Genomic DNA, 23,873 nt, shown 5'->3' with positions numbered 1-23,873 from the left:
ATTTGGTAATCCTTTTTATATATTATGAAACTGGTACTGCTTTTTCTTTTTTCCATGAAAGACCGAATCCAGTAAAGCCGACGATAATGGTTACGACTGGACACGCTAAACAGAAGATTGCGTATGGCAAGTAATCGAATGTTGGAACGCTAAGAACGTTTGTTAAGAATACGCCACTGACACCCCATGGTACGAGTGGATTAATTACTGTACCAGCATCTTCTAATACTCGTGATAAATTACGACGTTCTAAACCGACTTCATCGTATTTATTAGCAAATGCTTGTCCTGTTAAAACGATGGATAAGTACTGCTCACCAAGTAAGAAGTTTACACCAATTGCAGTTGAAGCAGTAGAAATAATTAAGCGTGTGCTATTTTTTACGAAGCTAGAGATAATATTCATCAGCTGCGCTATAATACCCATTCCTTGTAATAATCCTCCCATACAAAGAGCTAGGAAAATAAGAGCAATTGACATCATCATACTTTGCAGGCCACCGCGAGATAATAAGCTGTCAATGTCTTTGATACCAGTTTTAGAAACGTAACCGTCTTGCATAATTTTTATTAAATCAGCTAAAGAAGTGCTAGGTTTAAAAATAAAGAGAATAATAATCCCTACCACAATTCCTGCAAGTAATGTTGGAACTGCGGGTACCTTTTTAAATGCGAATAGGAACAGTAATAAAATAGGAATCAGTGTAACGATAGAAATCGTTGCATTTTTTTCTAATGTGTTAATAAATGCTGAGAAATCAACGTTTCCACCAGATCCGCTTCCTAAAATGAAAAATGCGATAAATGCAATAATGAAAGCTGGCACTGTTGTCCAAAGCATGTTACGAATATGTTCAAATAAATCTACACCCGTTACAGCAGGCGCTAAGTTTGTTGTATCAGATAAAGGAGACATTTTATCTCCGAAGAATGCACCAGAAATAATTGCACCAGCAATAAGAGCTGGATCGTATCCAAGGGCAGTACCCATTCCCATAAAGGCAAGTCCTACAGTTGCAGCAGTTGTAAATGCACTACCGATACTAGTTCCAACAATTGCACAAACAACAAAAACAGTTGGAACGAAAATTTTTGGAGATACAAGTTGGAAGCCGTATACCATTAAAGTTGGAATAGTTCCAGCTGCGATCCAAACGCTAATTAATACGCCTACAAGTAAGAAAATAAATATAGATGGAATACCAGCTGAAATACTACTGATCATCCCTTTCTCCATAGTAGACCAAGAGATTCTCTTCAGGGATCCAAATGCTAATAAAAGAACGATACCAAATAAAATTGGGATGTGTGGTGAAACTTCTAATTGAATAACACTAAAACCAATACAGAAAAAGATAAAAGTTGTTAAAAGAACAGACTCAATTTTTGAAACCATTGTTTTCCCCTCCTAAGTAATGTAAAATAGCTCTTTTTTATATAAAATTCGCCAATATTGTATATTTCCTTCTAAAATTTAGAATTTTGCGACAAATTACCGGTAATTGTTAGTCCTTCTATATGATACGGAAATGATTGGATAAAAAAACGTCCCTGCATATAATTATGCAGGGACGAAGAAATCGCGGTACCACCCTAGCTTGTGAAATGAATGTATCACAAAATAAAGGGTCATATGATATGCGCTTATAAAATAAAAAACGCCCCTGCAATATATGCAGGGACGAAAAATTCGCGGTACCACCCTAAATTGTGAAACAGTGTCGTTTCACCACTCTTTAGACATAACGGTCTATAACCGTCTTTCACTACTCCTCACGTTTCGTAAAAGAAGCTCCAGGGGGTAATTCATAATTCGCTCTGTACTGGTTCGCACCGACCACCAGCTCTCTGAAATCAGAAATCGAAATACTACTAAATCCTATCAACGCCGATTCATATGATGTTAGTTAAATTTTTATCATATTTTCATCTTACATGTCAATAAAAATATTAAATATTTTTTAGGGAAATAAAGGAGAATTGTTTTTAACGCTGTAAAAATGTACGTTATAATGAATTTGAAAGGGGGAGGAAAGAGTGAAGAAAAAAATAATTCTTTTTACCACTTTATTAGTTATTGGAGGAAGTGCTGGAATTTACACAGCTTTTGCGGCTGAATCAGAGCAGTTGAAACAAAAGCAAATACAACAGTCAGAAGTGAAGAAAGTAAAAGAAATAGAAGAGAAGAAATCAATGGAAAAAGCAGCAGAAAAACTAGGAGTTTCTACTGAGGGGAAAACAAAAGAAGAGGTTACGAAAGAAGTAAATACCGCTAGGTTTGAGAAGCGTCATGATTTATTAATTGAGCACGCTAAGCAACTTGGAATTGATACAGAGGGGAAAAAAGATGAAGAAATTATTTTAGAAATTGGAAAGATACAGCATGGAAAGTAGAACAACTTATCGTATGATAAGTTGTTCTTTTTTAAGAACTATTTGATTTTAAAATAATTGACAGTCATTCGGATTTAATGTTAACTATATTTATAAACAAGTTAACATTAGGAGTGACAGTTGTGACAATAAATAGTAGAACGATTGAAAAATCATCTTATACATATGAAGAATTAGCAGAGAAAAATAAAGCTTACGTATGGCACCCATTTACACAAATGAAAGATTATTTAGAAGAAGATCCTGTCATTATTGAACGTGGAGAGGGAAGAAAACTATACGATGTAAATGGTAATGAATATTGGGATGGTGTTTCATCTATATGGTTAAATGTTCACGGACATCAAGTACCGGAATTAGATGAAGCAATTCGTGAGCAATTAAATAAAATTGCTCATTCTACTATGTTAGGACTTGCTAACGTTCCATCTATTTTATTAGCAGAAAAAATTATTGAGGTTGTACCAGATGGATTGAAGAAGGTATTCTATTCTGATTCAGGTTCTACCGCTGTTGAAATTGCAATTAAGATGGCTTTCCAATATTGGCAGCATAAAGGGAAACCAAAGAAACAAAGATTTGTTACATTAAAAGAAGCATATCACGGTGATACAATTGGAGCTGTTTCAGTAGGGGCAATAGACTTGTTTCACCAAGTGTATAGTTCGCTCTTATTTGATGCGATTAAAATGCCGTATCCATATACATATCGTTCTCCTTACGGAAATAATAAGGAGGAAATTGTAAAAAGCCATTTAGAAGAAATGGAAGAATTGTTGAAAGAAAAGCATGAAGAAGTAGCTGCCATCATTGTAGAGCCATTAATGCAAGGTGCTGGCGGAATGATTACAATGCCAAAAGGATATTTAAAAGGACTGCGCGATTTATGTACAAAGTACAATGTATTATTTATTACAGATGAGGTAGCGACTGGATTTGGGCGTACAGGGAAAATGTTTGCGTGTGAACATGAAAATGTGACGCCAGACATTTTAACTGCTGGGAAAGGTTTAACAGGTGGATATTTACCAATTGCAGTTACGGTAACGACAGATGAAATATATAATGCCTTCTTAGGAGAATATGAAGAACAAAAAACATTTTTCCATGGACATAGCTACACAGGTAATCCGTTAGGGTGTGCCGTAGCAATCGCGAATCTAGAACTATATGAAAAAACAAATTTAATAGAAGAAGTGGCACATAAAACGGATTATGTGGCAGCGCAATTAGAAAAGCTCTTTGCTTATAAACATGTAGGTGATATTCGTCAGTGCGGATTAATGGTTGGTATTGAGCTTGTGAAGAATAAGGAAACGAAAGAAGCGTTTGACTGGACAGAGAGAGTCGGTGTTCAAGTATGTAAACGCTCAAGAGAGCTGGGTATGATTTTACGACCGCTAGGTAACACGATTGTATTTATGCCGCCACTTGCTTCTACTTTTGAAGAGATTGATGATATGTTACGCATTTTATATAAGGCAATCTCGGATGTTACGGAGGGAGAATAATGAGTGGTTTTTTCATAACAGCAACTGATACTGAAGTTGGAAAAACAGTAGTTGCAGGTGCTATAGCAGGTGTATTTAGAGAATTAGGATATAACGTAGGGGTGTATAAACCGTTGCAAAGTGGGCATGTTGCATCAAATCCTGAGGGAGATGCGGCAAGGTTAAAAGCATTATCAGGTGTACCGACACCAGAAAATGAAATTTGCCCTTATTCTATTGAAGAACCACTTGCTCCGAGACTTGCCATGAAAAGAGCTGGAAGAGTAGTAAAGTTAAAAGAAATTATTGATTACTATAATGAACTATTAAAAGAGTTTAATAGCTTATTTGTAGAAGGAGCAGGTGGGCTTGCTGTTCCATATACAGAAGATGCTTTAGTAATTGATTTTGCAAAAGAATTACAGTTGCCTCTTATTGTAGTAGCTCGTCCTACATTAGGAACAGTAAATCATACAGTGTTAACGATTGCTTACGCAAAGGCGCATGGCTTAACCGTAGCGGGTGTCATTTTATCAGGTTGCAAAGAATGTGAAATGGAAAGAGTGCAAGAAAATAAAGAGATGATTGAAGAGCTGAGCGGGGTACCAGTTTTAGGATTATTACCATTCTTTGAAGGTGAGTTTACGAAAGAAGAAGTATTAGAATCTGCAAAAGAACATATTATGATTTCAAAATTAGAGGAGTTTATCCAAAATGAATCAAACGTGGCGGGCGCACCTTCAATCTAAATTACAACAATTACATGAGCAAGGGCAGTATCGAAATTTATATGTAACAGAGAAGGCAGAAGAGACTTGGCTTATTCGAGATAAAAAAAGGATGTTAAATTTAGCGTCAAATAATTATTTAGGGTTAGCTGGAGATGAAAGGTTAAAAGAAGCTGCTATTGCCTGTACAAAAAGATGTGGAACTGGAGCGACTGCCTCTCGTCTCGTTGTAGGAAATCATCCATTATATGAAGAGGTTGAGAGAAGCATATGTGACTGGAAAGGTACTGAAAGAGCTTTAATTGTAAATAGTGGGTATACGGCAAATATAGGTGCCATATCTTCTTTAGCCTCTCGGCACGATATTGTTTTTAGTGATAAGTTAAATCACGCAAGTATTGTTGATGGAATCATATTAAGCGGGGCAGAGCATAAAAGGTATCGTCATAATGATTTGGATCATTTAGAGAAGCTGTTGAAAACAGCGTCACCTGAAAAGCGGAAATTAATCGTAACTGATACCGTTTTTAGTATGGATGGTGATACTGCTTATTTGAGAGATTTAGTACAGCTGAAAGAGAAATACGGGGCAATCATTATAGTCGATGAAGCACATGCGAGTGGAATATATGGAATCGGCGGAGCTGGGTTATCTCATATAGAAAAAAATCTTGCTCAAAAAATTGATATACATATGGGGACGTTTAGCAAGGCTTTAGGGTGTTATGGTGCGTATTTGACAGGTGATGAAATTTATATAGAGTATTTACAAAATATGATGAGAAGCTTTATTTTTACTACAGCTTTACCACCAAGTACGTTAGGAGCAGTGCAAAAAGCAATTGAAATTGTAAAAGAAGATAACGAAAGAAGAGAGAACCTTATAGCAAACGGAGAATACTTCAGAACTAAATTAAGGGATGCTGGTTTTGATATTGGGAATAGTTCAACTCATATTGTACCGATTGTAGTCAGTTCAAATGAACATGCTTTACGATTTAGTAAAAGGTTGCAAGAGGCAGGGATTGCGGCTATTGCAATTCGTCCGCCAACTGTGCCGGTTCATAGTTCTCGAATTCGCTTTGCAGTTACATCGCAACATACAATAGCTGATTTAAAATGGGCTATTGACCGAATTATTCACATTGCGAAAGAAGAGGAGATTTTCGTATGAACGAGCTAAAGATTATTTTTATCCCCGGATGGGGAATGGAAGAGAATATTTGGGATTTAGTAATTCCGTATTTTAAAGGATATCCTGTTCAATGCATAGATTGGCGTAATGTGAACGAACGAAGTGAATTTGTGGAACGAATTATAGATGTAGCGCATAACGACAACGTAATTTTAGTTGGTTGGTCACTAGGAGCGTTAGCAGCAGTTGAAGCTTATAAAAAGATTAAGGCAAAAGGCATCGTATTAATTGGTGGTACTGCTAAATTTACAAATACGAGCGATTACAGTAACGGATGGAATGCTTTGCATGTAGAACGGCTGAAAAGGAATTTGGCGAGAAGGAAAGAAGATACGCTCAAGCGGTTTTATGAAAATATGTTTACGAAAGATGAGTTAAAAGAGAATAAAAACTTTGAAGACATTGTAGACCGTTTTAAAGGTGATTCTATTCAGTCTTTACAACTAGGTTTGGATTATTTAATAGAAACAGATATGAGAGAAGAACTAAAAGAAATTAAAGTACCTATACTATTTATTCACGGAGAACAGGATGTAATATGCCCATTGTCTGCGGCACGTAGTATGACGGAGAATAGCAGCAGCGAGCTGAAAGTAGTAAGTGATGCAGGGCATGCGTTATGTGTAACGAATTTTGAATATTGCGCAAATGAGATAATTCAATTTGTAGAGGGGATACGACATGATCAACAAAACGTTACTACAAAAACGGTTTAATGGGGCAGCCGTATCTTACGATCGATATGCAAATGTACAAAAAAAGATGGCACATTCATTACTTTCAATCTTAAAGGAACGATATAGTGAAACGGCATCAATACGTATTTTAGAACTGGGGTGCGGGACGGGGTATGTAACAGAGCAATTATCAAAGTTATTTCCGAAAGCACATATTACAGCAGTTGATTTTGCTGAAAGTATGATTGCAATTGCGCAAACTAGACAAAATGTAAAAAATGTAACGTTTCACTGTGAAGATATTGAGCGATTACGATTAGAAGAATCATATGATGTCATTATTTCAAATGCTACATTTCAATGGTTAAATAATTTACAACAAGTGTTAAGAAATTTATTTCAACATTTGTCTATAGATGGGATATTACTCTTTTCAACGTTTGGACATGAAACATTTCAAGAATTGCATGCTTCGTTCCAACGTGCGAAAGAAGAAAGAAATATAAAAAATGAAACATCGATTGGTCAACGTTTTTATTCGAAAGATCAGTTGCTTCATATATGCAAGATAGAAACAGGGGATGTGCATGTTTCTGAAACATGTTACATAGAGAGTTTTACAGAAGTTAAGGAATTTCTACATTCTATTCGAAAAGTAGGAGCGACTAATAGCAATGAAGGATCATATTGTCAAAGTCCCTCACTCTTTCGTGCGATGCTACGCATATACGAAAGAGACTTCACGGGAAATGAAGGGATAATGGCAACGTATCATGCTTTATTTATACATATAACAAAAGAGGGGAAGAGATGAAATGAAACAAGTACAAACAAAAAGGGATTGGAAAAAACTTGCATACGACGTAGTGGAAGAGAAGATGATTACGAAAGAAGATGCAATAGCGATATTAGAAGCTGATGATACAGAAGTTTTAGAAATTATGAATGCGGCTTACATTATTCGCCATCATCACTTTGGTAAGAAAGTAAAATTGAATATGATTATTAATACGAAATCTGGATTATGTCCTGAAGATTGTGGATATTGCTCACAGTCTATTATTTCAGAAGCACCGATTGATAAATATGCATGGTTAACGCAGGAGAAGATTGTAGAAGGGGCACATGAAGCAATACGCCGTAAAGCAGGTACATATTGTATTGTAGCGTCTGGTCGTCGTCCGACGGATAAAGAGGTAAATCACGTAATTGGAGCAGTTAAGGAAATTCGTGAAACGACAGACTTGAAGATTTGTTGTTGTTTAGGTTTCTTAAATGAAGATCAAGCAGGGCGTTTAGCGGAAGCGGGCGTGCATCGTTATAACCACAACTTAAATACACATGAAAATAATTACGATAGTATTTGTTCAACTCATACGTATGATGATCGTGTTGATACAGTTCAAAAAGCGAAACAAGCGGGCATTTCCCCATGCTCTGGAGCGATTTTTGGCATGGGAGAAACAATTGAAGAGCGTGCTGAAATTGCATTTGAATTACAACGTATAGATGCAGATTCTATCCCTTGTAATTTCCTTGTTGCTGTAAAGGGAACACCTCTTGAAGGGCAAAAAGAGTTAACACCAGTAGAATGTTTAAAAGTACTGGCAATGATGCGTTTTGTAAACCCGACAAAAGAAATTCGTATTTCAGGAGGACGTGAAATCAATTTACGCTCTGTACAGCCAATCGGTTTATTTGCAGCAAATTCTATTTTTGTCGGGGACTACTTAACGACAGCTGGACAAGAGCCGACTGCAGACTGGGGTATGATTGCAGATTTAGGATTTGAGATTGAAGAGTGTGCATTATAAGATAGATGAAAAAGCAAACTTGTAAAAGGGTTTGCTTTTTTTGTAAATAAAATGTAATAAATAGTTGTGAACGCTTGATATTATTGGTTTTTGAGCGAAAAAAAGAATTTTTGTGGACGAATTTTCCAAGCCCTAGTTGTACATAGTAAATATGTAATTTATATTGGGTTGGAGGATTTTACATGTACAAATACATATTAGCGATTATGACTTGTTTAATTTTAATAAAAGCAATAAGTTCTGATCCAGTTAAGGCTGCTGAAAATCCTGAACAAAAAGAGATGCAACAAAGAATCGAACAACACTTTCGAACGAAAGCTGAACATTTTGGATTGAAAACGGAAGGAAAAGATTTAAAGGAAGTTAGAAAAGAAATTACTATTATAGAAGAAGCGAAAAAAAGAGAGAATGTATGGAGAACAGCACAAGCTCTTCATATAAAAACAGAAGGAAAAACGATGAATGAATTAATAAAAGATGTACAAAAAAAGGTGAAAAAATAAAAAGAGGCCGCAGCCTCTTTTTTTATGCCCATTGTTTTGATAAGTGAGCCATTTCAATTGCAGCAACAGCTGATTCATATCCTTTATTACCAGCTTTCGTACCTGCGCGTTCAATCGCTTGTTCAATTGTTTCTGTCGTTAATACGCCGAAAATAACTGGGATGTCCATTTGTAGTGATAAAGACGCAACACCTTTTGCTACTTCATTACAAACGTAATCGTAGTGAGTTGTAGCACCTCGGATTACAGTACCTAATGTAATAACAGCATCATACTTTCCGCTACTAGCCATCTTTTTAGCGATTAAAGGAATTTCAAATGCACCAGGAACCCAAGCAACATCAATATCATTTTCTTCTACACCGTGACGCTTTAATCCGTCTAAAGCGCCGCCAAGTAACTTACTTGTAATAAATTCGTTAAAACGTCCAACAACAACTCCAACTTTTAATCCTGTACCAACTAAATGACCTTCGAATACCATAATAAATCTCTCCTTTAATTATAAGTTTAGTAAGTGTCCTAATTTGTTTACTTTCGTTTGTAAATACGATTTATTCTCTTCTTTTGCTGGCATTTGCAACGGTACACGCTCGACTACTTCTAAATCGTAACCTTGTAAGCCAGCAATTTTTCTTGGGTTATTCGTTAATAATCGTAAACTTTGTAAACCTAAATCTTTTAATATTTGTGCTCCGATACCGTAATCACGAAGATCAGCAGGGAAGCCGAGTTTTTCATTTGCTTCTACAGTATCGAATCCTTCTTCTTGTAATTTATAAGCACGAAGCTTATTAAGAAGCCCAATGCCTCTTCCTTCTTGTCTCATATAAAGAAGAACACCTTTTCCTTCACGCTCAATTTGAGCAAGTGCTGCATGGAGTTGTGGTCCGCAATCGCAGCGATGTGAACCGAATACATCTCCTGTTAAGCATTCAGAATGAACACGCACAAGTACCGGTTCATCTATTGAAATATCACCTTTTACAAGTGCGATATGTTCTTTCGTATCTAATGAGTTAGAATAGCCAATTGCGTGGAAAGTACCGAAATCTGTAGGTAATGTAATTTCCACCTCTCTCGTCACAAGTGTTTCATGATGGCGGCGGTAAGCAATTAAATCTTCTATTGTAATCATTTTTATATCAAATTGTTTTGCGCATTCTATTAAATCAGGTACACGTGCCATCGTGCCGTCCTCATTTATAATCTCGCAAATAACTCCAGCTGGTTCGGCACCGCATAGCTTCGCTAAATCAACAGCAGCTTCTGTATGACCTGCACGACGCAGGACACCGCCTTCTTTCGCAATTAATGGAAAGATATGTCCAGGTCGATTGAAATCAGCGCCTTTTGATGCGGGGTTTAACAATTCTTGTATCGTAGTTGCACGTTCGTGAGCGCTAATCCCTGTTGTTGTAGAAACATGGTCAATGCTCACTGTAAACGCAGTATGATGTGAATCTGTATTATGAGATACCATTGGTTCTAATTGTAGACGTTCTGCGTACCCTGCTGTAATCGGTACACAAACGAGACCACGGCCATGTGTAATCATAAAATTAATTGTTTCTGGTGTAATGTACTCTGCTAAAGCAATAAAATCGCCTTCATTTTCTCGGTTTTCATCATCACATACGATAACGACTTTACCTTGTTTTAAATCTTCTAGAGCTTCTTCAATACGATGAAACATTATGCTTCCCCCTTATAGAAATCCGTTTTCTTGTAAAAAGCTTTCAGTCATTGAACCTACTCGTTTTGTAGGTTTAGTAATAAAGCGTTCGATATATTTACCAATCATGTCACACTCAATGTTTACGATATCTCCGGCATTTTTTTCTCCAATGACAGATTCGCTTACTGTGTGCGGGATGAGTGAAATCGTTATGGAAGATTCGTCTATATCAAATATCGTTAAACTCGTTCCATCAACAGCAATGGATCCTTTATGCAAACAATAGCGCAGCAGTTCATCAGAAATTGCTATTTTGTAATAGACGGCATTGTAATGTTGTTTTTTATTTAAAATCGTTCCGATGCCATCAATATGTCCTGAAACGAAATGTCCACCGAATCGTCCGTTTGCAGCCATTGCTCGCTCTAAATTTACTTTAGAGTGCGGTTTAAGCATGCGAAGTGATGTCGACTGCATCGTTTCAGGCATTGCATCAACTGTAAATGAATTAGTTGTAAAGCTTGTTACAGTTAAGCAAATACCGTTCACCGCGATACTATCACCTAAGTGAACATCTGATAAAATTTTCTTTGCATGAATCGTTAATTTCATCGCTTCTCCGCTTTGTTGCATGTTTGCTATCGTTCCTAATTCGTCTACAATTCCTGTAAACATTCCTTCACCTCGTTTCGGGCATTCGCAACAATTTTTATATCATCACCGATTTGTTTCACCTCTTGAATTTTCAAGGAAAGCGCATCTTGTAATTTTGAAAAACCATTTCCTCCAAATAAAGTAGGAGCATCTTTCCCACCAATTAATTTCGGGCTTATATAGGTTACAATTTCATTAAAATTGTTTGTTTTTAAGAAACTTGCATGAATCGATTGGCCACCTTCAACGAATAGAGAAAGAATTTGTTTTTCTCCAAGAAAGGAAAGAAGGTCCTCAATTTCTATATGCTTCGTTTCCATTTGGAATATAGCTATATTTTTAGATTCATAAGAAGATATCTTCTCTTTCTTTACATCCTTACCGACAATAATCCATGTCGGTGCTAAACCATCTGTTATAACATAAGAAGATGGTGGTGTTCGTAAGTGGGTATCTAAAACAACGCGAATAGGATGTTTCCCACCATTTGGAATTCTTGTTGTTAAATGAGGATTATCAGCTATAACTGTATTCACTCCAACAAGAATTGCATCATGTGTATGGCGATATTGGTGAACATCAGCACGTGCTTCTTCACCTGTAATCCACTTACTTTCACCAGTTACAGTTGCTGTTTTTCCATCTAAGCTCATCGCTGTTTTGATTGTTACAAAAGGGCGTTTCGTTTTCATGTAGTGAAAAAAGTAGCGATTTAATAAAACTGCTTCTGCTTCAAGAACACCGGTAGTTACTTCAATTCTAGCTTCCTCTAATCTTCTTTTTCCGTTACCAGAAACGAGCGGATTACAATCGAGAGTAGCAATTACAACACGCTTAACTCCTTTTTCGATGAGCAATTCACAACAAGGTGGTGTTTTTCCAAAGTGGCTACACGGTTCCAGTGTTACATAAACGGTAGCGTCTTTGGCGTTCTGACCAGCCATTTGAAGGGCATGAACTTCTGCGTGTTCTTCACCAGCTCGTAAATGAGCCCCCATACCAACGATGTTTCCATCTTTTACAACAACAGCACCAACCATAGGATTTGGACTTGTTTGTCCTGATGTTCCTTCTGCTAACTGCAGGGCAATCCTCATATATTCTTGATCTGTCATTTTCTTCACCTCTCCTAAAAAAATCAAAAAACCCCAAGGATTTAATATCCTTGGGGTTTGGGAGACGTGATTTCTAGAAATATAGTTTGAATACGAAAGCATAGGAAAGAAACCTAACGATAATTGATATTTCTGCATAAGGAAAAAACCTAGCAAAATATCGAATTTTTAAACGCTAGTTGTCTCTTTTTATTTCAGTATAAAAAATAAGTATAGAAAATTAAACATATATAAAGAATCAAAATGAATCTTTATAAATATGCATACTGAAATAAAAGTGTATTCACTATATAAAAAACTAGAAACATATCCTTCTCCCATCCAGACTATACTGTCGGCCCTAGAGTTTCACTAGATCCACCGTTTTCGAGTTGAAAACGGGTCACGGACTTAGAAGTTTTCACTTCATCACCGCCGGTTGGGAATTTCACCCGACCCCGAAGGATGCTGTTTGCTCAAATTATAGCACAAAAAAAATAAAAGGCTAGTAAAAAATATTCGAATGTGAAGAATTGTGTGAAAATATATGCAGGCTGGAATGGAAATAAAAGTATTAGAAATGTTGTAAGGAGAAGGGATATAACGGAGTTGCTAAAAAGAAAAAACATGCACAAAAAAATGTGCATGTCACATGTAAAATTATTCTGCCTCTGGTGCTCTAACAACAGACTCGAATTTACCTTTATGCGAAGCGTCGCAATAAGGCATATTTTTTGATAAACCACAACGGCATAAAGAAAATGCCGGTTTTGCTGGGAATACATTCCCTTGTGAGTCGACTAATTCCACGTCCCCTGTAACGCGAAAAGAGCCATTATCATTTACTTTAATTTGTACTTTTGCCAACGTTATCCCTCCTTCCCAAACGCTTAATTTCATCATATAATCAAGGGAAGTGCTTGGCAATATAAAGTGAAACTTTAATTAGTGGGGGAGGCATCCCCCACTAATTATTATTTGAACCAATCGGGCTTTTAGGGGCAGTTAATCTCCCGCCTAACTTCTTTGTTTCAGCCGAATTTTGAGATGGGAGTTTTACTGCCCGCAAATAGCGGGGAAAAAAGAGCACTTTGTTTGAGAAAGAAGAGAGTGTTATAATAGTTTTCATAACTGACTAGAGTAAGGTGACGAGAGATGGATAAACAATTACATACATTACGAAACATTGCAAATGAGCGCACGTGGGCATCATTTTTGAATGATAATCATCCATATAGTTTGTTACATTGGTCCATTGCAGGTGTAGGGCAAGAGGTAAAGGATGTTTGGTTACTTCAAGATGAAGTAACATTTCAAACGACAGAATTTCCAACGTTAGATGATGCAATGCAATGGATTTCTGAAAATATGGAACAAGTTACAGACGTTTTAGCGCAATAAAAAAACAGGCTTATGCAAGCCTGTTTTTTGTTTCTTTCACATATGTGTTTAAAAATTGATCGATGGCTGCTTCGTACTCTTCTTTATTTTCGTTATAAGAGCAAGCGTGTGCACCGTGTTCTGCAATATAAAGTTGCTTATTATTTTCTTTCGCTTCATATAACGCTTTTGTCATATCGGCTAAAATATAGTCGTCATCTTTACTATGAATAAAGAGAACGGGATTGTTAATGTTTTTTATACAGTCGATTGGTGAAACTTCACGAATTGTATAACCGTCACGAACTTTTAAAAATGCGTTTGCTAAAGGTAATAAAGGCCATTTTGGTAAATGGAATTCAACCTTTAAACGGTGCTGTAATTGTCCGTGAAAATCAGAGAAAGGACAATCTGCAATATAGAAATCAGCGCCATCTTCTACAAGTCCTGCGTATTGAAGAATTGTTGCGGCTCCCATAGATTCACCATGAATACCAAGTGTAATATTGGTTCCAAAACGGGTTTTTAGCCAGTCAACTACGGATTTCAAATCATGCTTTTCATAGTATCCATAGCTTGTTGTTTTTCCGCCAGTTTTACCATGACGACGATGATCGTAAATGAGGACATTATATCCCCTTTTTAAGAATAAGTTTGCATATTTTACAGAGTTTATTTTATTTACAGTTACACCGTGGCAAAAAACCATAAACTTATTGGAATGACCAGCAGGAATGTAATATCCGTGAAGGTCGTATCCGAATTGTGAAGGGATATGAATTTCTTCTTTATGAAGAGCATCAAAATCCTCTATACGAAAATGTTTTTTCGTTTCTCTTTCGAGTACTTCTTCCTCTGTTTTTTTCTTTAAGTACATCACTTTATTTGTAAAGAAAATCCCAAGGGCAGTTATTGCACCTAGTATAGTAAACAATGCTGCAAAAAAACGTTTCATACTTTACCTCATCCTCCAAATACCGTTACATGTGATACACTTATATTGTATCACAATGATATAAAAGGGGAGAAATAGGAAATGCTGCATATACAAAAAATTACGCCAGCGATGAAAGAAACAATCCGAATGTTCATGTGTGAGAACTGGGGAAGTTCATTGATGGTTTCACGTGGTAAGGGACATCAGTTAGAAGAGTTGCCAGGATTTGTTGCGCTCTCAGATGACAGAATAATCGGAATTATAACGTATGAAGTGACCGGAAATATGTGCGAAATTGTATCGCTAGATAGCTTTGAAGAAAGAAAAGGAATAGGGACGAAACTTGTGGATTGTGTATTACAAGTTGCAGAAGAAGAACGGTGCAGACAGGTTTGGCTTATTACAACAAATGATAATATGAATGCGTTACGATTTTACCAAAAACGTAATTTTGTAATGACTAATTTATATGTGAATGCGGTAGAGGAGGCGCGAAAAATAAAGAAAGAAATTCCACGTATTGGATATGATAATATCCCAATTTTACATGAAATTCAGTTGGAGTATCGTTTAGTGAAATGATGTAACAATTTTCAGAAATATGAGTTATTAATCTTGACGGATAGTGTAATTTAGGTTACCGTAAAATTGTAATCTATTACCATATTAAGGGGTGACGATGTGGCAACTATACGTGATGTTGCAAAATTGGCAGGTGTTTCAGTCGCAACCGTTTCACGAGTTATTAATGAAAAAGGATACGTTCATGAGGACACAGTAAAACAAGTAAAGGAAGCAATTGAAGAATTACGTTATAGGCCAAACAGTGCAGCGAAGCCACTATTTAAAGAGAATTCAACGATAATTGCATTACTTGTAGATAATTTATGTAACCAATCAAACATCACTTTGCTACATTGTATTGAGGAAATAGCATATAAAGAAGGCTATCAAATCATTATTTGTAATATAGAGAATAAAGATAGATACATACATATGCTGAAGCAAAATAACATTGCAGGTGTTATTTTGACGAGAGCAGTTTTTAAAAGTGTAGGAGAAATTCCATTTCCGTTTGTTGTGATCGATGAGCAACAATCACATGGAAATTATTATGAAAGTGGACAGAGAGCTGTTTCTTTATTAAAAGAGAAAGGGTGTCACTTTCTTGCATATTTCGGTGAGGGAGAAGAAAGTGAAGAAATGGAAGATTATATAGCAGGGTTTTTAGACGCTGTTTGGGATGAAGGAATCTCTTATCGAGAAGAATGTGTACAAGGGTATACAAATAAACAATTTATTACATTATTGCAAAACAATCCGTATATAGATGGAATTGTAACCTCAAGTGATCAGATTGCTATTGAGTTAATTCGGTCAGCGAGATTTCTAAATATACATATACCAGATAAATTAAAAATTGTTGGACCTAATGGGAGCATAGAGTGTGAATGGATAGGTTCATCACTACCGGCAATTGAAAGCTATGTCAAAGATAATGGAAAATTAGCTTTTCAACAATTAAAAGGAAAAATAAAAAAGTAAAAGGTGCGTTTTATACGCACCTTTTTATAATGTAATTGCGGCAATAAAACCAAATATAAGTAACGGTATATTGTAATGTAGAAAAGTGGGTACACATGTATCCCATATATGATGGTGCTGACCATCAGCATTTAAACCGGATGTTGGTCCAAGGGTACTATCCGATGCTGGAGATCCTGCGTCACCTAGTGCTCCGGCTGTACCGATAATTGCAATTGTGGCCATTGGACTAAATCCAAGCTGAATGCAAAGAGGTACAAAAATGGTTGTTAAGATAGGGATCGTTGAAAAGGATGAACCAATTCCCATTGTAACGAGAAGTCCAATAACGAGCATAAGAAATGCAGCGAGTGGTTTATTATTTCCGATTATATGTGCACTCGTTTGCACCAGAGATTCAACATGTCCTGTTTTTCGAAGAACAGCGCCGAATCCAGCGGCAGCAATCATAACAAAGCCAATAAAGGACATCATACGCATTCCGCTTGTTAATATCGCATCTGCTTCTTTAAGTGGTAGACTGCCACTAACCGATAAGACGATAATACCTGCTAAAGCACCAAAAATCATTGATTCTGTTGTTAATTGAACAGTTAATGTAGCAATGATAGATAATAACCCGAAAGTAATGCTACGTTTTGTATAGGGAACGATTTCATTTTCGGTAGTATGAATTTGTTCTGTTTCATACGTACGAGGTTTTCGGTACGTAATGAATACCGCTACACATAATCCAATAATCATACCAATTGCTGGAATAGTCATTGCTTTTGGAATAAGTGTGACATCAAATGTAAGGCCGCTTTGCGCAGCGTTGGTTTGTAATACGTCATGATAAATTTTTCCGAATCCTGCAGGGATCCACATATAAGGAGTAATCAATCCAAATGTAATAATACATGTGACAAGTCTGCGATCCACTTTCAGCTCATTTAATACTTTTAAAAGTGCTGGAATTAAGATGGGGATGAAAGCAATGTGAACAGGAATCACATTTTGTGAGAAACAAGCCATCGTTAAAATAATGAATAAAATAAGTATTTTAGAATAAACTTGTTTTTTCGTGTCTTGTTCATTGCCAATCCATTTTAATGCAGTTTGAATCATAGCATCTGGAAGTCCTGTTTTGGAAAGGGAAATAGCGAAACCACCAAGCATTGCATAACTTAAAGCGATTGGAGCACTGTTTCCAAGACCAGTTGTAAAAGTGTTAATCGTTTCTGAAATACCGAGTCCGCCGATAATTCCGCCTGTTAAAGCTCCAACAATGATGGCGACAATGACCTGGACACGTAACAAACTAAGCAATAGCATAATTGCTACTGCGACGAGTACAGCGTTCATAATAAATGTAATCTCCCTAAATTTTTATTCTGTTAAGACAAGTAAATATGAAATATTTTGCGATGTTTATACATACTTGCGACATATTATTATAAAATGTTTTCTATGAAATGTAAAAGAGCCTTTTGTTACTAATGCTGAAAAGCTAGCTCTTGTTTAATTGATTGCAAAGAATTAGCGAATAATTCTGGTTCTTCTAAATCAGGAGAATGTGCTGAATTTGGGAACCAAATCATCTTTTTTATAGGCGCTTCAATAAGATCGCAATATTCCTGAACGAGTGCATAAGGAGTTTGATAATCATAGCGACCAGAACAAAAATAAACTGGAATAGATAAACTTGAGATAGAAGAAAAGAAATCGATTGTCAGCATTTCTTCCCATAAAACGCCAGATTTTAAATTTCCTGCGAGAAACTTGAACCAATCTAATAGCGTATACTCAGGAGAAAAGAAACCTTTTCGTATGAAAGAAAAGGAAGATCCGTTTTGGATTGCGCCTCCAAATGTGCCAAGCCACTTTCTTTGAATAATGAGACGTCTCGTATCTAAAAATGGTGGTTTGCCTAATTTTAAAAGGGAAGCTAATGCTTTTTTATGATCATGTTTTTTTGCAGAATGAATTAAATGTTGATATAGCAATTCTTCATTTTGTTTCATATGTACAATTTGCCCAATACCGATGTAAGCCTCGATATACTTTGGATATTGATGTGCTATGTTAAGCCCAATAATACTTCCCCAAGAATGACCAGCGAGAAATAGTTTTTGTTTGTTGAACCTTTTAAGTACATATTGAATCACTTCTTTTGCATCGGAAACGAATTGTTCAATTGTGAAATTTGCTCCGAAATCTTTCATTGAAAAGGATTTACCAGCCCCGCGCTGATCCCAATTAATAACAATAAATTGCTTCTCTAATTCTTTTTGAAAATGGCGAATAAATCCGATTTGTGCCATCCCAGGTCCGCCGTGACAGCATAATAAAATAGGTTGCTCTACGTTTTGTCCACGCATAAGGAGAGTTTGTTTTCGATTATTTATCATAACGCTTTCTATCGTAGCGATACTATTAGGAATGAGTTGTTTGTTTTCGTTATAGAACTGAGGGGTGTAGCTACGAAAAAGCATATTGAAAACCTCCTTTTGTGAAATCGTATGAATCGCACAGGCTATTCATTTTGCATATACTGTTAGAAAATCATTGTAACATACCATACTAGTGTCATTTCAACACGGGAGGAGGGAAATTGTGACGATTGGAGAAATTATAGATGGTTTAAACAGACGTGAATCCATCGCTATTATAGCAAAACGTCTTGAAATAAGCCCGTATACATTATCGAAGAAATTAAGATTGATTGGATACGAATATGATGGAGAGCAGAAGAAACGTATTTTTGTAGGAGATGGAGAAGAACCACGTCACTTACAACTCCAAGAAGCGACCGCCCTTCAATATGAGAAAACAGATTATCAATTATTAATTTACGAGCAATTACAAAGCATTTATGAGTTACTAAGAAAAAGAGGCGAAGTAATTGCACCAATTATGAGTAAGAGTACAGAGAAAAAGAGACGAACCTTTTCTATTAATACAGAAATATTAGCAAGATTGGACCTTATATCAGAATCGAAAGGAATTCAAAAGTCTAAACTTGTAGAAGAGGCGTTGCAACAATTTTTACAGCAATATGAAGTTGACAAAACATCACATTTTGATAACTAAAGAAAAGGATACTATGTTCATTGGAAGAACGAGTATCCTTTTTATGATGTATATTACGTATAAAATAGAGGATCAGTACAAATCCTTTATGGCGTGAAAAATAAAATTTATTATTAGAGAAACACTTAATTTACTTTTTGAATTCTTCCATCAATAACTGGCTGAATTGGTTCTTTTAATTGTTTTACGTAATCGACTAACGCTTCAAAGTCGTTTGGACCAGTTTCTGCATTTTTACCATTTTTAAATGATACGAATCCGTCACCGCCAGAAGCTAAGAAGGCATTTGCAACTACGCTATACGTTTTAGATGGAGATAATTCTTCTCCGTTTGTTAAACGTATATTTGTAACTTTTTCACCGTTTGGTTTATTTGCATCCCACGTATATTGAATACCTGAAATTTGAAGCATTCTTGTTGTTCCTTTTTGCCATTGCTGATTTAAAATATCGCGAATGTCTTGACCTGTTAAATCTACTTTAATCAATTGATTTCCAAAAGGTTGAATGCCATATAACTCACCCCACGTAATATCACCAGCATCTAAGTCATTACGAATGCCACCAGGATTCATGAGGGCGATTTGAGTTTGCATCGTTTGACGCTGAGCATCGGCAACTAAATTTCCAAGAGTGGACTCACCAGCATCATTTTGTTTACGGTCGATAGGTGCTGTAGATTTTCCGACCACTTCATTTACAAGTGGTGCGATTTTTTCTTTATATTGATCTAGTTTTTTCTTTACTTGTTTATCAGGTTCTACACCTTCATGATACGTTGTAACAACTTCAGCTTTTTTCTTTACAATATCCTTTGTTTTACGATCAATTGTTACATCCACGTCTGAGAAAGCCGTTCCGTATGAATTTGCTTGGACAATTAGTTTATTATTTACTGTACCATTTACATACGTATGACTATGTCCACCGAAAATAACATCAACTTCTGGGTCTGTTTCATTTGCAATTCGAGTAAGATCGCCATTTGTTACCCCAGACTCATCGGTTGTTCCACCGACATGAGCAAGAACGACGATCGATTTAACGCCGAGGCGTTTTAATTGTTGTGTTGATTTATTAATTGCTTCTACTTCATCAGTAATTTGTACATTTTTAAGCATCGTAGGCATAACAACATTTGGTGTATCAGTTGTAACAACACCAATGAATCCAACAGGAACACCATCTACCATTTTTACAGTAAATGGTGGTAAAAATAAGCGGCCAGTTGATTTGTTATAGAAGTTAGCAGCTACATAGGGGAAGTTAGCCCCTTTGAAATTCCCTGTTTTTTCATGATATCCACCGTAAATGAGGCGTTTCATTTCATCAATGCCTTCATCAAATTCATGGTTCCCGATTGTACCAACATCAAATTTTAAATCATTTAAAAATTCAATCGTCGGTTCATCTTGTAATAATGCTGAAACTGGTGGACTAGCTCCGACGATATCACCAGCATGTACGAGAAGTGTATTAGGGTTTTGTTTTTTACGTTCTTTTAAATAAGTAGCTAAGTAATCAGCGCCACCAGCTTCTTTATTATTGATTTTTTTAACAGTATCTAGTTGTCCATGGAGATCATTAATACCAAGCATTTGTACGTCTATGTAGCGGTTTTGTTCAGCTGGATTCTGAGATGGGGGAGCGGCAAATACGCTTGAAAAAGTAATAGTGCTTAAAACAGCAACGGCAGGAATAATTTTTTTCCACATAATATAATTCTCCTCTTTTTATAATCTGACATCATACGACATAATTTTAATAGATTCATAGGATTATAGCTACATAAAAATTTAGTCTTTTCGAAAAATTAACATATTTACAAAAAGTGAATAATAGAGTAAAGACCCTTTTTTATTGTCGATTTCATCGTGTATCTACTATAATGGAGAAAAAAGTAAAAGGTGAGTAGCATGAAGAAAAAGAAACAAAGACAAATGCAAAGACAATCGCAAGTGAATCAACCAAAGAAAGAAACACTTACATTAGGCGATCAATTAAATGATTCACTCATGCAACAATTAAAGAGTAAGAAGAAAGAGTTGCAAGTGAGAGAAGAGGAAAAAGAGGTAGCTGAACTGGAAAGAAAGCGCCAAGAACAAAAAGAACGTGAAAAGAATAAATCATTTGAAGAACTGCTAAGTGAAAGTAACCTTACTTGGAAAGACTTTAAATAATAAAAAAATGATCAGTGAAATACCACTGATCATTTTTTGACGAGCTTGTAAGAAAAGGGGAGTTAGAATGAGAAAAATTGTCGTTGTTCCGCATGAAAACCATTGGATTGAAAAATTTCAAATGGAGGCTGAAAGATTAAAATCAGCGATGCCAGAAACGGTGAAAATGCATCATATTGGAAGTACGTCAGTGCCCGGACTGGCAGCTAAACCTATTATTGATATGATCATGGAAGTAGAAAATATCGAAAGAGTAGATGGGTGGAATGAACGATTTATAGAGCTTGGTTACATCGTAAAAGGGGAAAATGGTATTTCAAGACGCCGATATTTTATTCATGGAACTGAGGAAAAACGTTCGTATCATTTACACGTGTTTGAAAAAGGAAATCCAGAGATAGTAAGGCATTTAGCGTTTCGTGATTATATGATGGCTCATTGTGAAGAAGCAGAGGCATATGCAACCTTAAAGAAAGAATTAGCCGAAAAGTATACATATGATGGCACGCTATATACGGAAGGGAAAAATGAGTTTGTGCGCAATGTGGATAAAAAAGCGAAAGAATGGAGAGAAAATAACGTGAATGAATGAGTTCACGTTATTTTTTAGCTATATAAAAGTGTTATGTAAACTGTACGTATGTTTTGACTTTTTGGATGAATATTGTTGAAATAAAGTTGTGGCTTATAAATAATGTAACAATGAAAGGGAGACGACTGTGCATATTCCAACAACTACACTTCATAATGGCGTGAAAATGCCGATGATTGGTCTAGGCGTATATAAAGCAAAAGAAGGAGACGAAGTAAAACAAGCAGTAAAAACAGCGTTAGAGGTTGGATACCGTTCGATTGATACAGCGACTGTATATGAAAATGAAAGCGGTGTCGGAGAGGCGATACGTGAATCAGGAATTCCAAGAGAAGACCTATTTATTACAACAAAAGTATGGAACGACGATCAAGGATATGAGGAGACACTCGAGGCGTTTGAAAAGAGTTTAAAAAAATTACAAATGGACTATGTAGATTTATATTTAATACATTGGCCGGTAAGAGGGAAGTATGTTGATACGTACCGAGCTTTAGAGAAATTGTATGAAGAAGGTAAAGTGCGTGCGATTGGTGTTTCTAATTTTCATAAACATCATTTAGAACTATTATTACCAAATTGCAAAGTGAAGCCGATGGTAAACCAAGTGGAACTTCATCCGATGTTGACGCAATTTGAGTTGTGCAATTATTGTCAAGATGAGCAAATTCAAATGGAAGCATGGAGTCCGTTAATGAGGGGCGGAGAAGTATTCCAGCATCCAATCATTCAGGCTATTGCTAACAAATATGAAAAAACACCTGCACAAGTTATATTAAGGTGGGATATTCAAAGCGGGATTGTTACAATTCCTAAATCTGTTACACCATCTCGTATTAAAGAAAACTTTACTATTTTTGATTTTGCACTAACTGAAGAAGAAATACGTCAAATTAACACGTTGAATCGTGATTTACATGTAGGAACGAATCCTGATAAATATGATACGTTATAAAAAAGACTGTCTCCTAATACTGGAGACAGTCTTCTGTTTTATCGGTAATTCGATATTTTTAACGATGCAAAGCATATGTGTCATATTTAACAATCTTTTGAAGTTGTATATATTCTTCTTTCGTTAAAGGTAACTGTTGACTAGCTCGTATATTTTCCTGTAATTGTTGAAGAGAGCTTGCACCAGGTATAACAGCTGCAACAGTCTTATTATGTAAGCAATATTGAATAGCTGTTCCTGTTAAAGAGCGTTCTCCAATCATTTCTTTTACACTTGCTAGAGTTGCATGTAATTCATCGTAAGAATAAGAGAGATAATCCTTTCCCTTTACTCTTTCTATCTTTCTTGCATTATTATCAGTTAAAATTCCTTTTGCAAGTGGCCCGCGGGCAATGACGCTAATTTGGTGTTCATTTAGAAGGGGGAACCATTCTTCTGGACGACGATTTAAAAGGTTATATTCCATTAGTACACTAACGATGTTTGAGCGTTTTGCATATTCACGAACGACATTTGGGCGTATAGAAGAAATACCGTAATGGCGAATAATACCTTCCTTTTTCAATTCTTCAAAAGCTTCAATTGTTTCATCTATTGGATCTTCAATTGTTCCGCCATGAAGTTGGTAAAGGTCAATATAATCAGTTTGAAGTCTACGTAAACTTTCCTTTACTTCAGTCTTTATGTAAGCTTTAGAAGGATCCCAAGACCAGCCATTTTTTTCTTCTGTCCAACGATTTCCAACCTTCGTTGTAAGTACAATTTGGTCTCTTCTTCCCTTCAAGGCTTTTCCAACAAATTCTTCATTTAATCCGTAATCATATAAATCTGCTGTATCAAAAAAATTAATTCCTAAATCGATCGCTTCATCGATAATATGCATAGCTTCTGTTTCAGATGTACCGAGAGACATACAGCCAAGGCCCATTTCTGTAACAAACAAATCTGAGTTTCCTAATTGACGTTTTTTCATAGGTCAACCTCC

At 36.1% G+C, this 23,873-nt stretch carries 26 protein-coding genes, 1 riboswitch and 1 other annotated feature; of the genes, 15 read left to right on the top strand and 11 right to left on the bottom strand.

What is annotated here, in order from left to right:
* Positions 1-22 precede the first annotated feature (22 nt).
* Positions 23-1,396 carry a Na+/H+ antiporter NhaC gene (gene nhaC / locus ACUXVC_RS20755; RefSeq protein ID WP_144465051.1) on the bottom strand — a complete coding sequence of 458 codons (1,374 nt, stop codon included), beginning with the start codon at positions 1,394-1,396 and terminating at the stop codon, positions 23-25.
* A 278-nt stretch (positions 1,397-1,674) separates the two neighbouring features.
* Positions 1,675-1,895, bottom strand: a binding site (T-box leader).
* Positions 1,896-2,037: 142 nt separating this feature from the next.
* Between nhaC and ACUXVC_RS20750 the strand changes: the two genes are divergently transcribed.
* The 8 genes from ACUXVC_RS20750 to ACUXVC_RS20715 all read left to right on the top strand — a co-directional run bounded on the left by ACUXVC_RS20750 (position 2,038) and on the right by ACUXVC_RS20715 (position 8,801).
* The gene (locus tag ACUXVC_RS20750; protein WP_000726902.1) at positions 2,038-2,394 is read left to right on the top strand and encodes a hypothetical protein; all 357 of its coding nucleotides are present in this window, start codon (positions 2,038-2,040) and stop codon (positions 2,392-2,394) included.
* A gap of 77 nt (positions 2,395-2,471) precedes the next feature.
* A complete protein-coding gene (gene bioA, locus ACUXVC_RS20745; RefSeq protein ID WP_144465050.1) occupies positions 2,472-3,905 on the top strand; it encodes an adenosylmethionine--8-amino-7-oxononanoate transaminase in 1,434 nt (477 codons plus the stop codon).
* Complete coding sequence (bioD, locus tag ACUXVC_RS20740; RefSeq protein WP_144465049.1) at positions 3,905-4,633, top strand: dethiobiotin synthase; 729 nt, start codon at positions 3,905-3,907, stop codon at positions 4,631-4,633. Before bioA ends, bioD begins: the two co-directional genes overlap by 1 nt.
* Positions 4,599-5,786: an 8-amino-7-oxononanoate synthase gene (gene bioF, locus ACUXVC_RS20735; protein WP_144465048.1), complete on the top strand. Its 1,188-nt coding sequence runs from the start codon at positions 4,599-4,601 to the stop codon at positions 5,784-5,786. Before bioD ends, bioF begins: the two co-directional genes overlap by 35 nt.
* A complete protein-coding gene (locus ACUXVC_RS20730; protein ID WP_144465047.1) occupies positions 5,783-6,523 on the top strand; it encodes an alpha/beta fold hydrolase in 741 nt (246 codons plus the stop codon). Before bioF ends, ACUXVC_RS20730 begins: the two co-directional genes overlap by 4 nt.
* Positions 6,489-7,298: a malonyl-ACP O-methyltransferase BioC gene (gene bioC, locus ACUXVC_RS20725; RefSeq protein ID WP_000608911.1), complete on the top strand. Its 810-nt coding sequence runs from the start codon at positions 6,489-6,491 to the stop codon at positions 7,296-7,298. Before ACUXVC_RS20730 ends, bioC begins: the two co-directional genes overlap by 35 nt.
* Before the next feature lies 1 nt (position 7,299).
* On the top strand, positions 7,300-8,298 hold the full coding sequence (gene bioB, locus ACUXVC_RS20720) for a biotin synthase (protein ID WP_000815858.1): 999 nt from the start codon (positions 7,300-7,302) through the stop codon (positions 8,296-8,298).
* A 182-nt stretch (positions 8,299-8,480) separates the two neighbouring features.
* Complete coding sequence (locus ACUXVC_RS20715) at positions 8,481-8,801, top strand: hypothetical protein (protein WP_000280032.1); 321 nt, start codon at positions 8,481-8,483, stop codon at positions 8,799-8,801.
* 22 nt (positions 8,802-8,823) lie between these two features.
* Here the strand turns inward: ACUXVC_RS20715 and ribH are convergent, their stop codons facing one another.
* From ribH to ACUXVC_RS20690, 5 genes are all read right to left on the bottom strand, one after another.
* Positions 8,824-9,285: a 6,7-dimethyl-8-ribityllumazine synthase gene (ribH, locus tag ACUXVC_RS20710; protein WP_000230895.1), complete on the bottom strand. Its 462-nt coding sequence runs from the start codon at positions 9,283-9,285 to the stop codon at positions 8,824-8,826.
* Positions 9,286-9,303: 18 nt separating this feature from the next.
* Entirely contained in the window at positions 9,304-10,497 is a 1,194-nt protein-coding gene (gene ribBA / locus ACUXVC_RS20705) for a bifunctional 3,4-dihydroxy-2-butanone 4-phosphate synthase/GTP cyclohydrolase II (RefSeq protein WP_144465046.1), read from the bottom strand.
* A gap of 12 nt (positions 10,498-10,509) precedes the next feature.
* Positions 10,510-11,154, bottom strand: a complete 645-nt coding sequence (gene ribE, locus ACUXVC_RS20700) for a riboflavin synthase subunit alpha (protein ID WP_000493869.1) — start codon at positions 11,152-11,154, stop codon at positions 10,510-10,512.
* Positions 11,136-12,248 (bottom strand): bifunctional diaminohydroxyphosphoribosylaminopyrimidine deaminase/5-amino-6-(5-phosphoribosylamino)uracil reductase RibD, encoded by a 1,113-nt coding sequence (ribD, locus tag ACUXVC_RS20695; protein ID WP_446025834.1) that lies wholly within the window; start codon positions 12,246-12,248, stop codon positions 11,136-11,138. The genes ribE and ribD overlap by 19 nt, the downstream gene beginning before the upstream one ends.
* Positions 12,249-12,553: 305 nt before the next feature.
* A riboswitch (FMN riboswitch) is annotated at positions 12,554-12,697 on the bottom strand.
* 190 nt (positions 12,698-12,887) lie between these two features.
* The gene (locus ACUXVC_RS20690) at positions 12,888-13,094 is read right to left on the bottom strand and encodes a CDGSH iron-sulfur domain-containing protein (protein WP_001151582.1); all 207 of its coding nucleotides are present in this window, start codon (positions 13,092-13,094) and stop codon (positions 12,888-12,890) included.
* Between the two features lie 288 nt (positions 13,095-13,382).
* Here ACUXVC_RS20690 and ACUXVC_RS20685 point away from each other — a divergent pair, with 288 nt between their 5' ends.
* The gene (locus tag ACUXVC_RS20685; RefSeq protein ID WP_000360796.1) at positions 13,383-13,628 is read left to right on the top strand and encodes a DUF2552 family protein; all 246 of its coding nucleotides are present in this window, start codon (positions 13,383-13,385) and stop codon (positions 13,626-13,628) included.
* A gap of 10 nt (positions 13,629-13,638) precedes the next feature.
* Here the strand turns inward: ACUXVC_RS20685 and ACUXVC_RS20680 are convergent, their stop codons facing one another.
* Positions 13,639-14,562 (bottom strand): alpha/beta hydrolase, encoded by a 924-nt coding sequence (locus ACUXVC_RS20680; protein ID WP_000819230.1) that lies wholly within the window; start codon positions 14,560-14,562, stop codon positions 13,639-13,641.
* Positions 14,563-14,643: 81 nt separating this feature from the next.
* Here ACUXVC_RS20680 and ACUXVC_RS20675 point away from each other — a divergent pair, with 81 nt between their 5' ends.
* Positions 14,644-15,126, top strand: coding sequence for a GNAT family N-acetyltransferase (locus ACUXVC_RS20675; protein ID WP_000902437.1), 483 nt, complete (start codon positions 14,644-14,646; stop codon positions 15,124-15,126).
* Between the two features lie 99 nt (positions 15,127-15,225).
* Positions 15,226-16,089: a LacI family DNA-binding transcriptional regulator gene (locus ACUXVC_RS20670; RefSeq protein ID WP_000201347.1), complete on the top strand. Its 864-nt coding sequence runs from the start codon at positions 15,226-15,228 to the stop codon at positions 16,087-16,089.
* Between the two features lie 24 nt (positions 16,090-16,113).
* Here ACUXVC_RS20670 and ACUXVC_RS20665 read toward each other — a convergent pair whose 3' ends face one another.
* Positions 16,114-17,433, bottom strand: a complete 1,320-nt coding sequence (locus ACUXVC_RS20665; protein WP_000994810.1) for a Na+/H+ antiporter family protein — start codon at positions 17,431-17,433, stop codon at positions 16,114-16,116.
* A gap of 131 nt (positions 17,434-17,564) precedes the next feature.
* Positions 17,565-18,563, bottom strand: coding sequence for an alpha/beta fold hydrolase (locus ACUXVC_RS20660; RefSeq protein ID WP_053563703.1), 999 nt, complete (start codon positions 18,561-18,563; stop codon positions 17,565-17,567).
* A gap of 121 nt (positions 18,564-18,684) precedes the next feature.
* Here ACUXVC_RS20660 and ACUXVC_RS20655 point away from each other — a divergent pair, with 121 nt between their 5' ends.
* Positions 18,685-19,161: a ribbon-helix-helix domain-containing protein gene (locus tag ACUXVC_RS20655; RefSeq protein WP_000151933.1), complete on the top strand. Its 477-nt coding sequence runs from the start codon at positions 18,685-18,687 to the stop codon at positions 19,159-19,161.
* 125 nt (positions 19,162-19,286) lie between these two features.
* Here the strand turns inward: ACUXVC_RS20655 and ACUXVC_RS20650 are convergent, their stop codons facing one another.
* Positions 19,287-20,876 (bottom strand): bifunctional metallophosphatase/5'-nucleotidase, encoded by a 1,590-nt coding sequence (locus ACUXVC_RS20650; RefSeq protein ID WP_000265555.1) that lies wholly within the window; start codon positions 20,874-20,876, stop codon positions 19,287-19,289.
* Between the two features lie 201 nt (positions 20,877-21,077).
* Here ACUXVC_RS20650 and ACUXVC_RS20645 point away from each other — a divergent pair, with 201 nt between their 5' ends.
* The 3 genes from ACUXVC_RS20645 (at position 21,078) to ACUXVC_RS20635 (ending at position 22,888) form a co-directional block, all read left to right on the top strand.
* Positions 21,078-21,341 (top strand): YqkE family protein, encoded by a 264-nt coding sequence (locus ACUXVC_RS20645; RefSeq protein ID WP_144465044.1) that lies wholly within the window; start codon positions 21,078-21,080, stop codon positions 21,339-21,341.
* Between the two features lie 67 nt (positions 21,342-21,408).
* The gene (locus tag ACUXVC_RS20640; protein ID WP_001227176.1) at positions 21,409-21,933 is read left to right on the top strand and encodes a GrpB family protein; all 525 of its coding nucleotides are present in this window, start codon (positions 21,409-21,411) and stop codon (positions 21,931-21,933) included.
* Between the two features lie 127 nt (positions 21,934-22,060).
* Entirely contained in the window at positions 22,061-22,888 is an 828-nt protein-coding gene (locus ACUXVC_RS20635; RefSeq protein WP_088022433.1) for an aldo/keto reductase, read from the top strand.
* 58 nt (positions 22,889-22,946) lie between these two features.
* Here ACUXVC_RS20635 and ACUXVC_RS20630 read toward each other — a convergent pair whose 3' ends face one another.
* Positions 22,947-23,861 carry an aldo/keto reductase gene (locus ACUXVC_RS20630; RefSeq protein WP_088022435.1) on the bottom strand — a complete coding sequence of 305 codons (915 nt, stop codon included), beginning with the start codon at positions 23,859-23,861 and terminating at the stop codon, positions 22,947-22,949.
* Positions 23,862-23,873 lie beyond the last annotated feature (12 nt).

Source organism: Bacillus sp. N6, from assembly GCF_052805735.1.
Note: the sequence above shows the minus strand (reverse complement) of the source record. Positions and strands in the feature narration are given on the sequence as shown.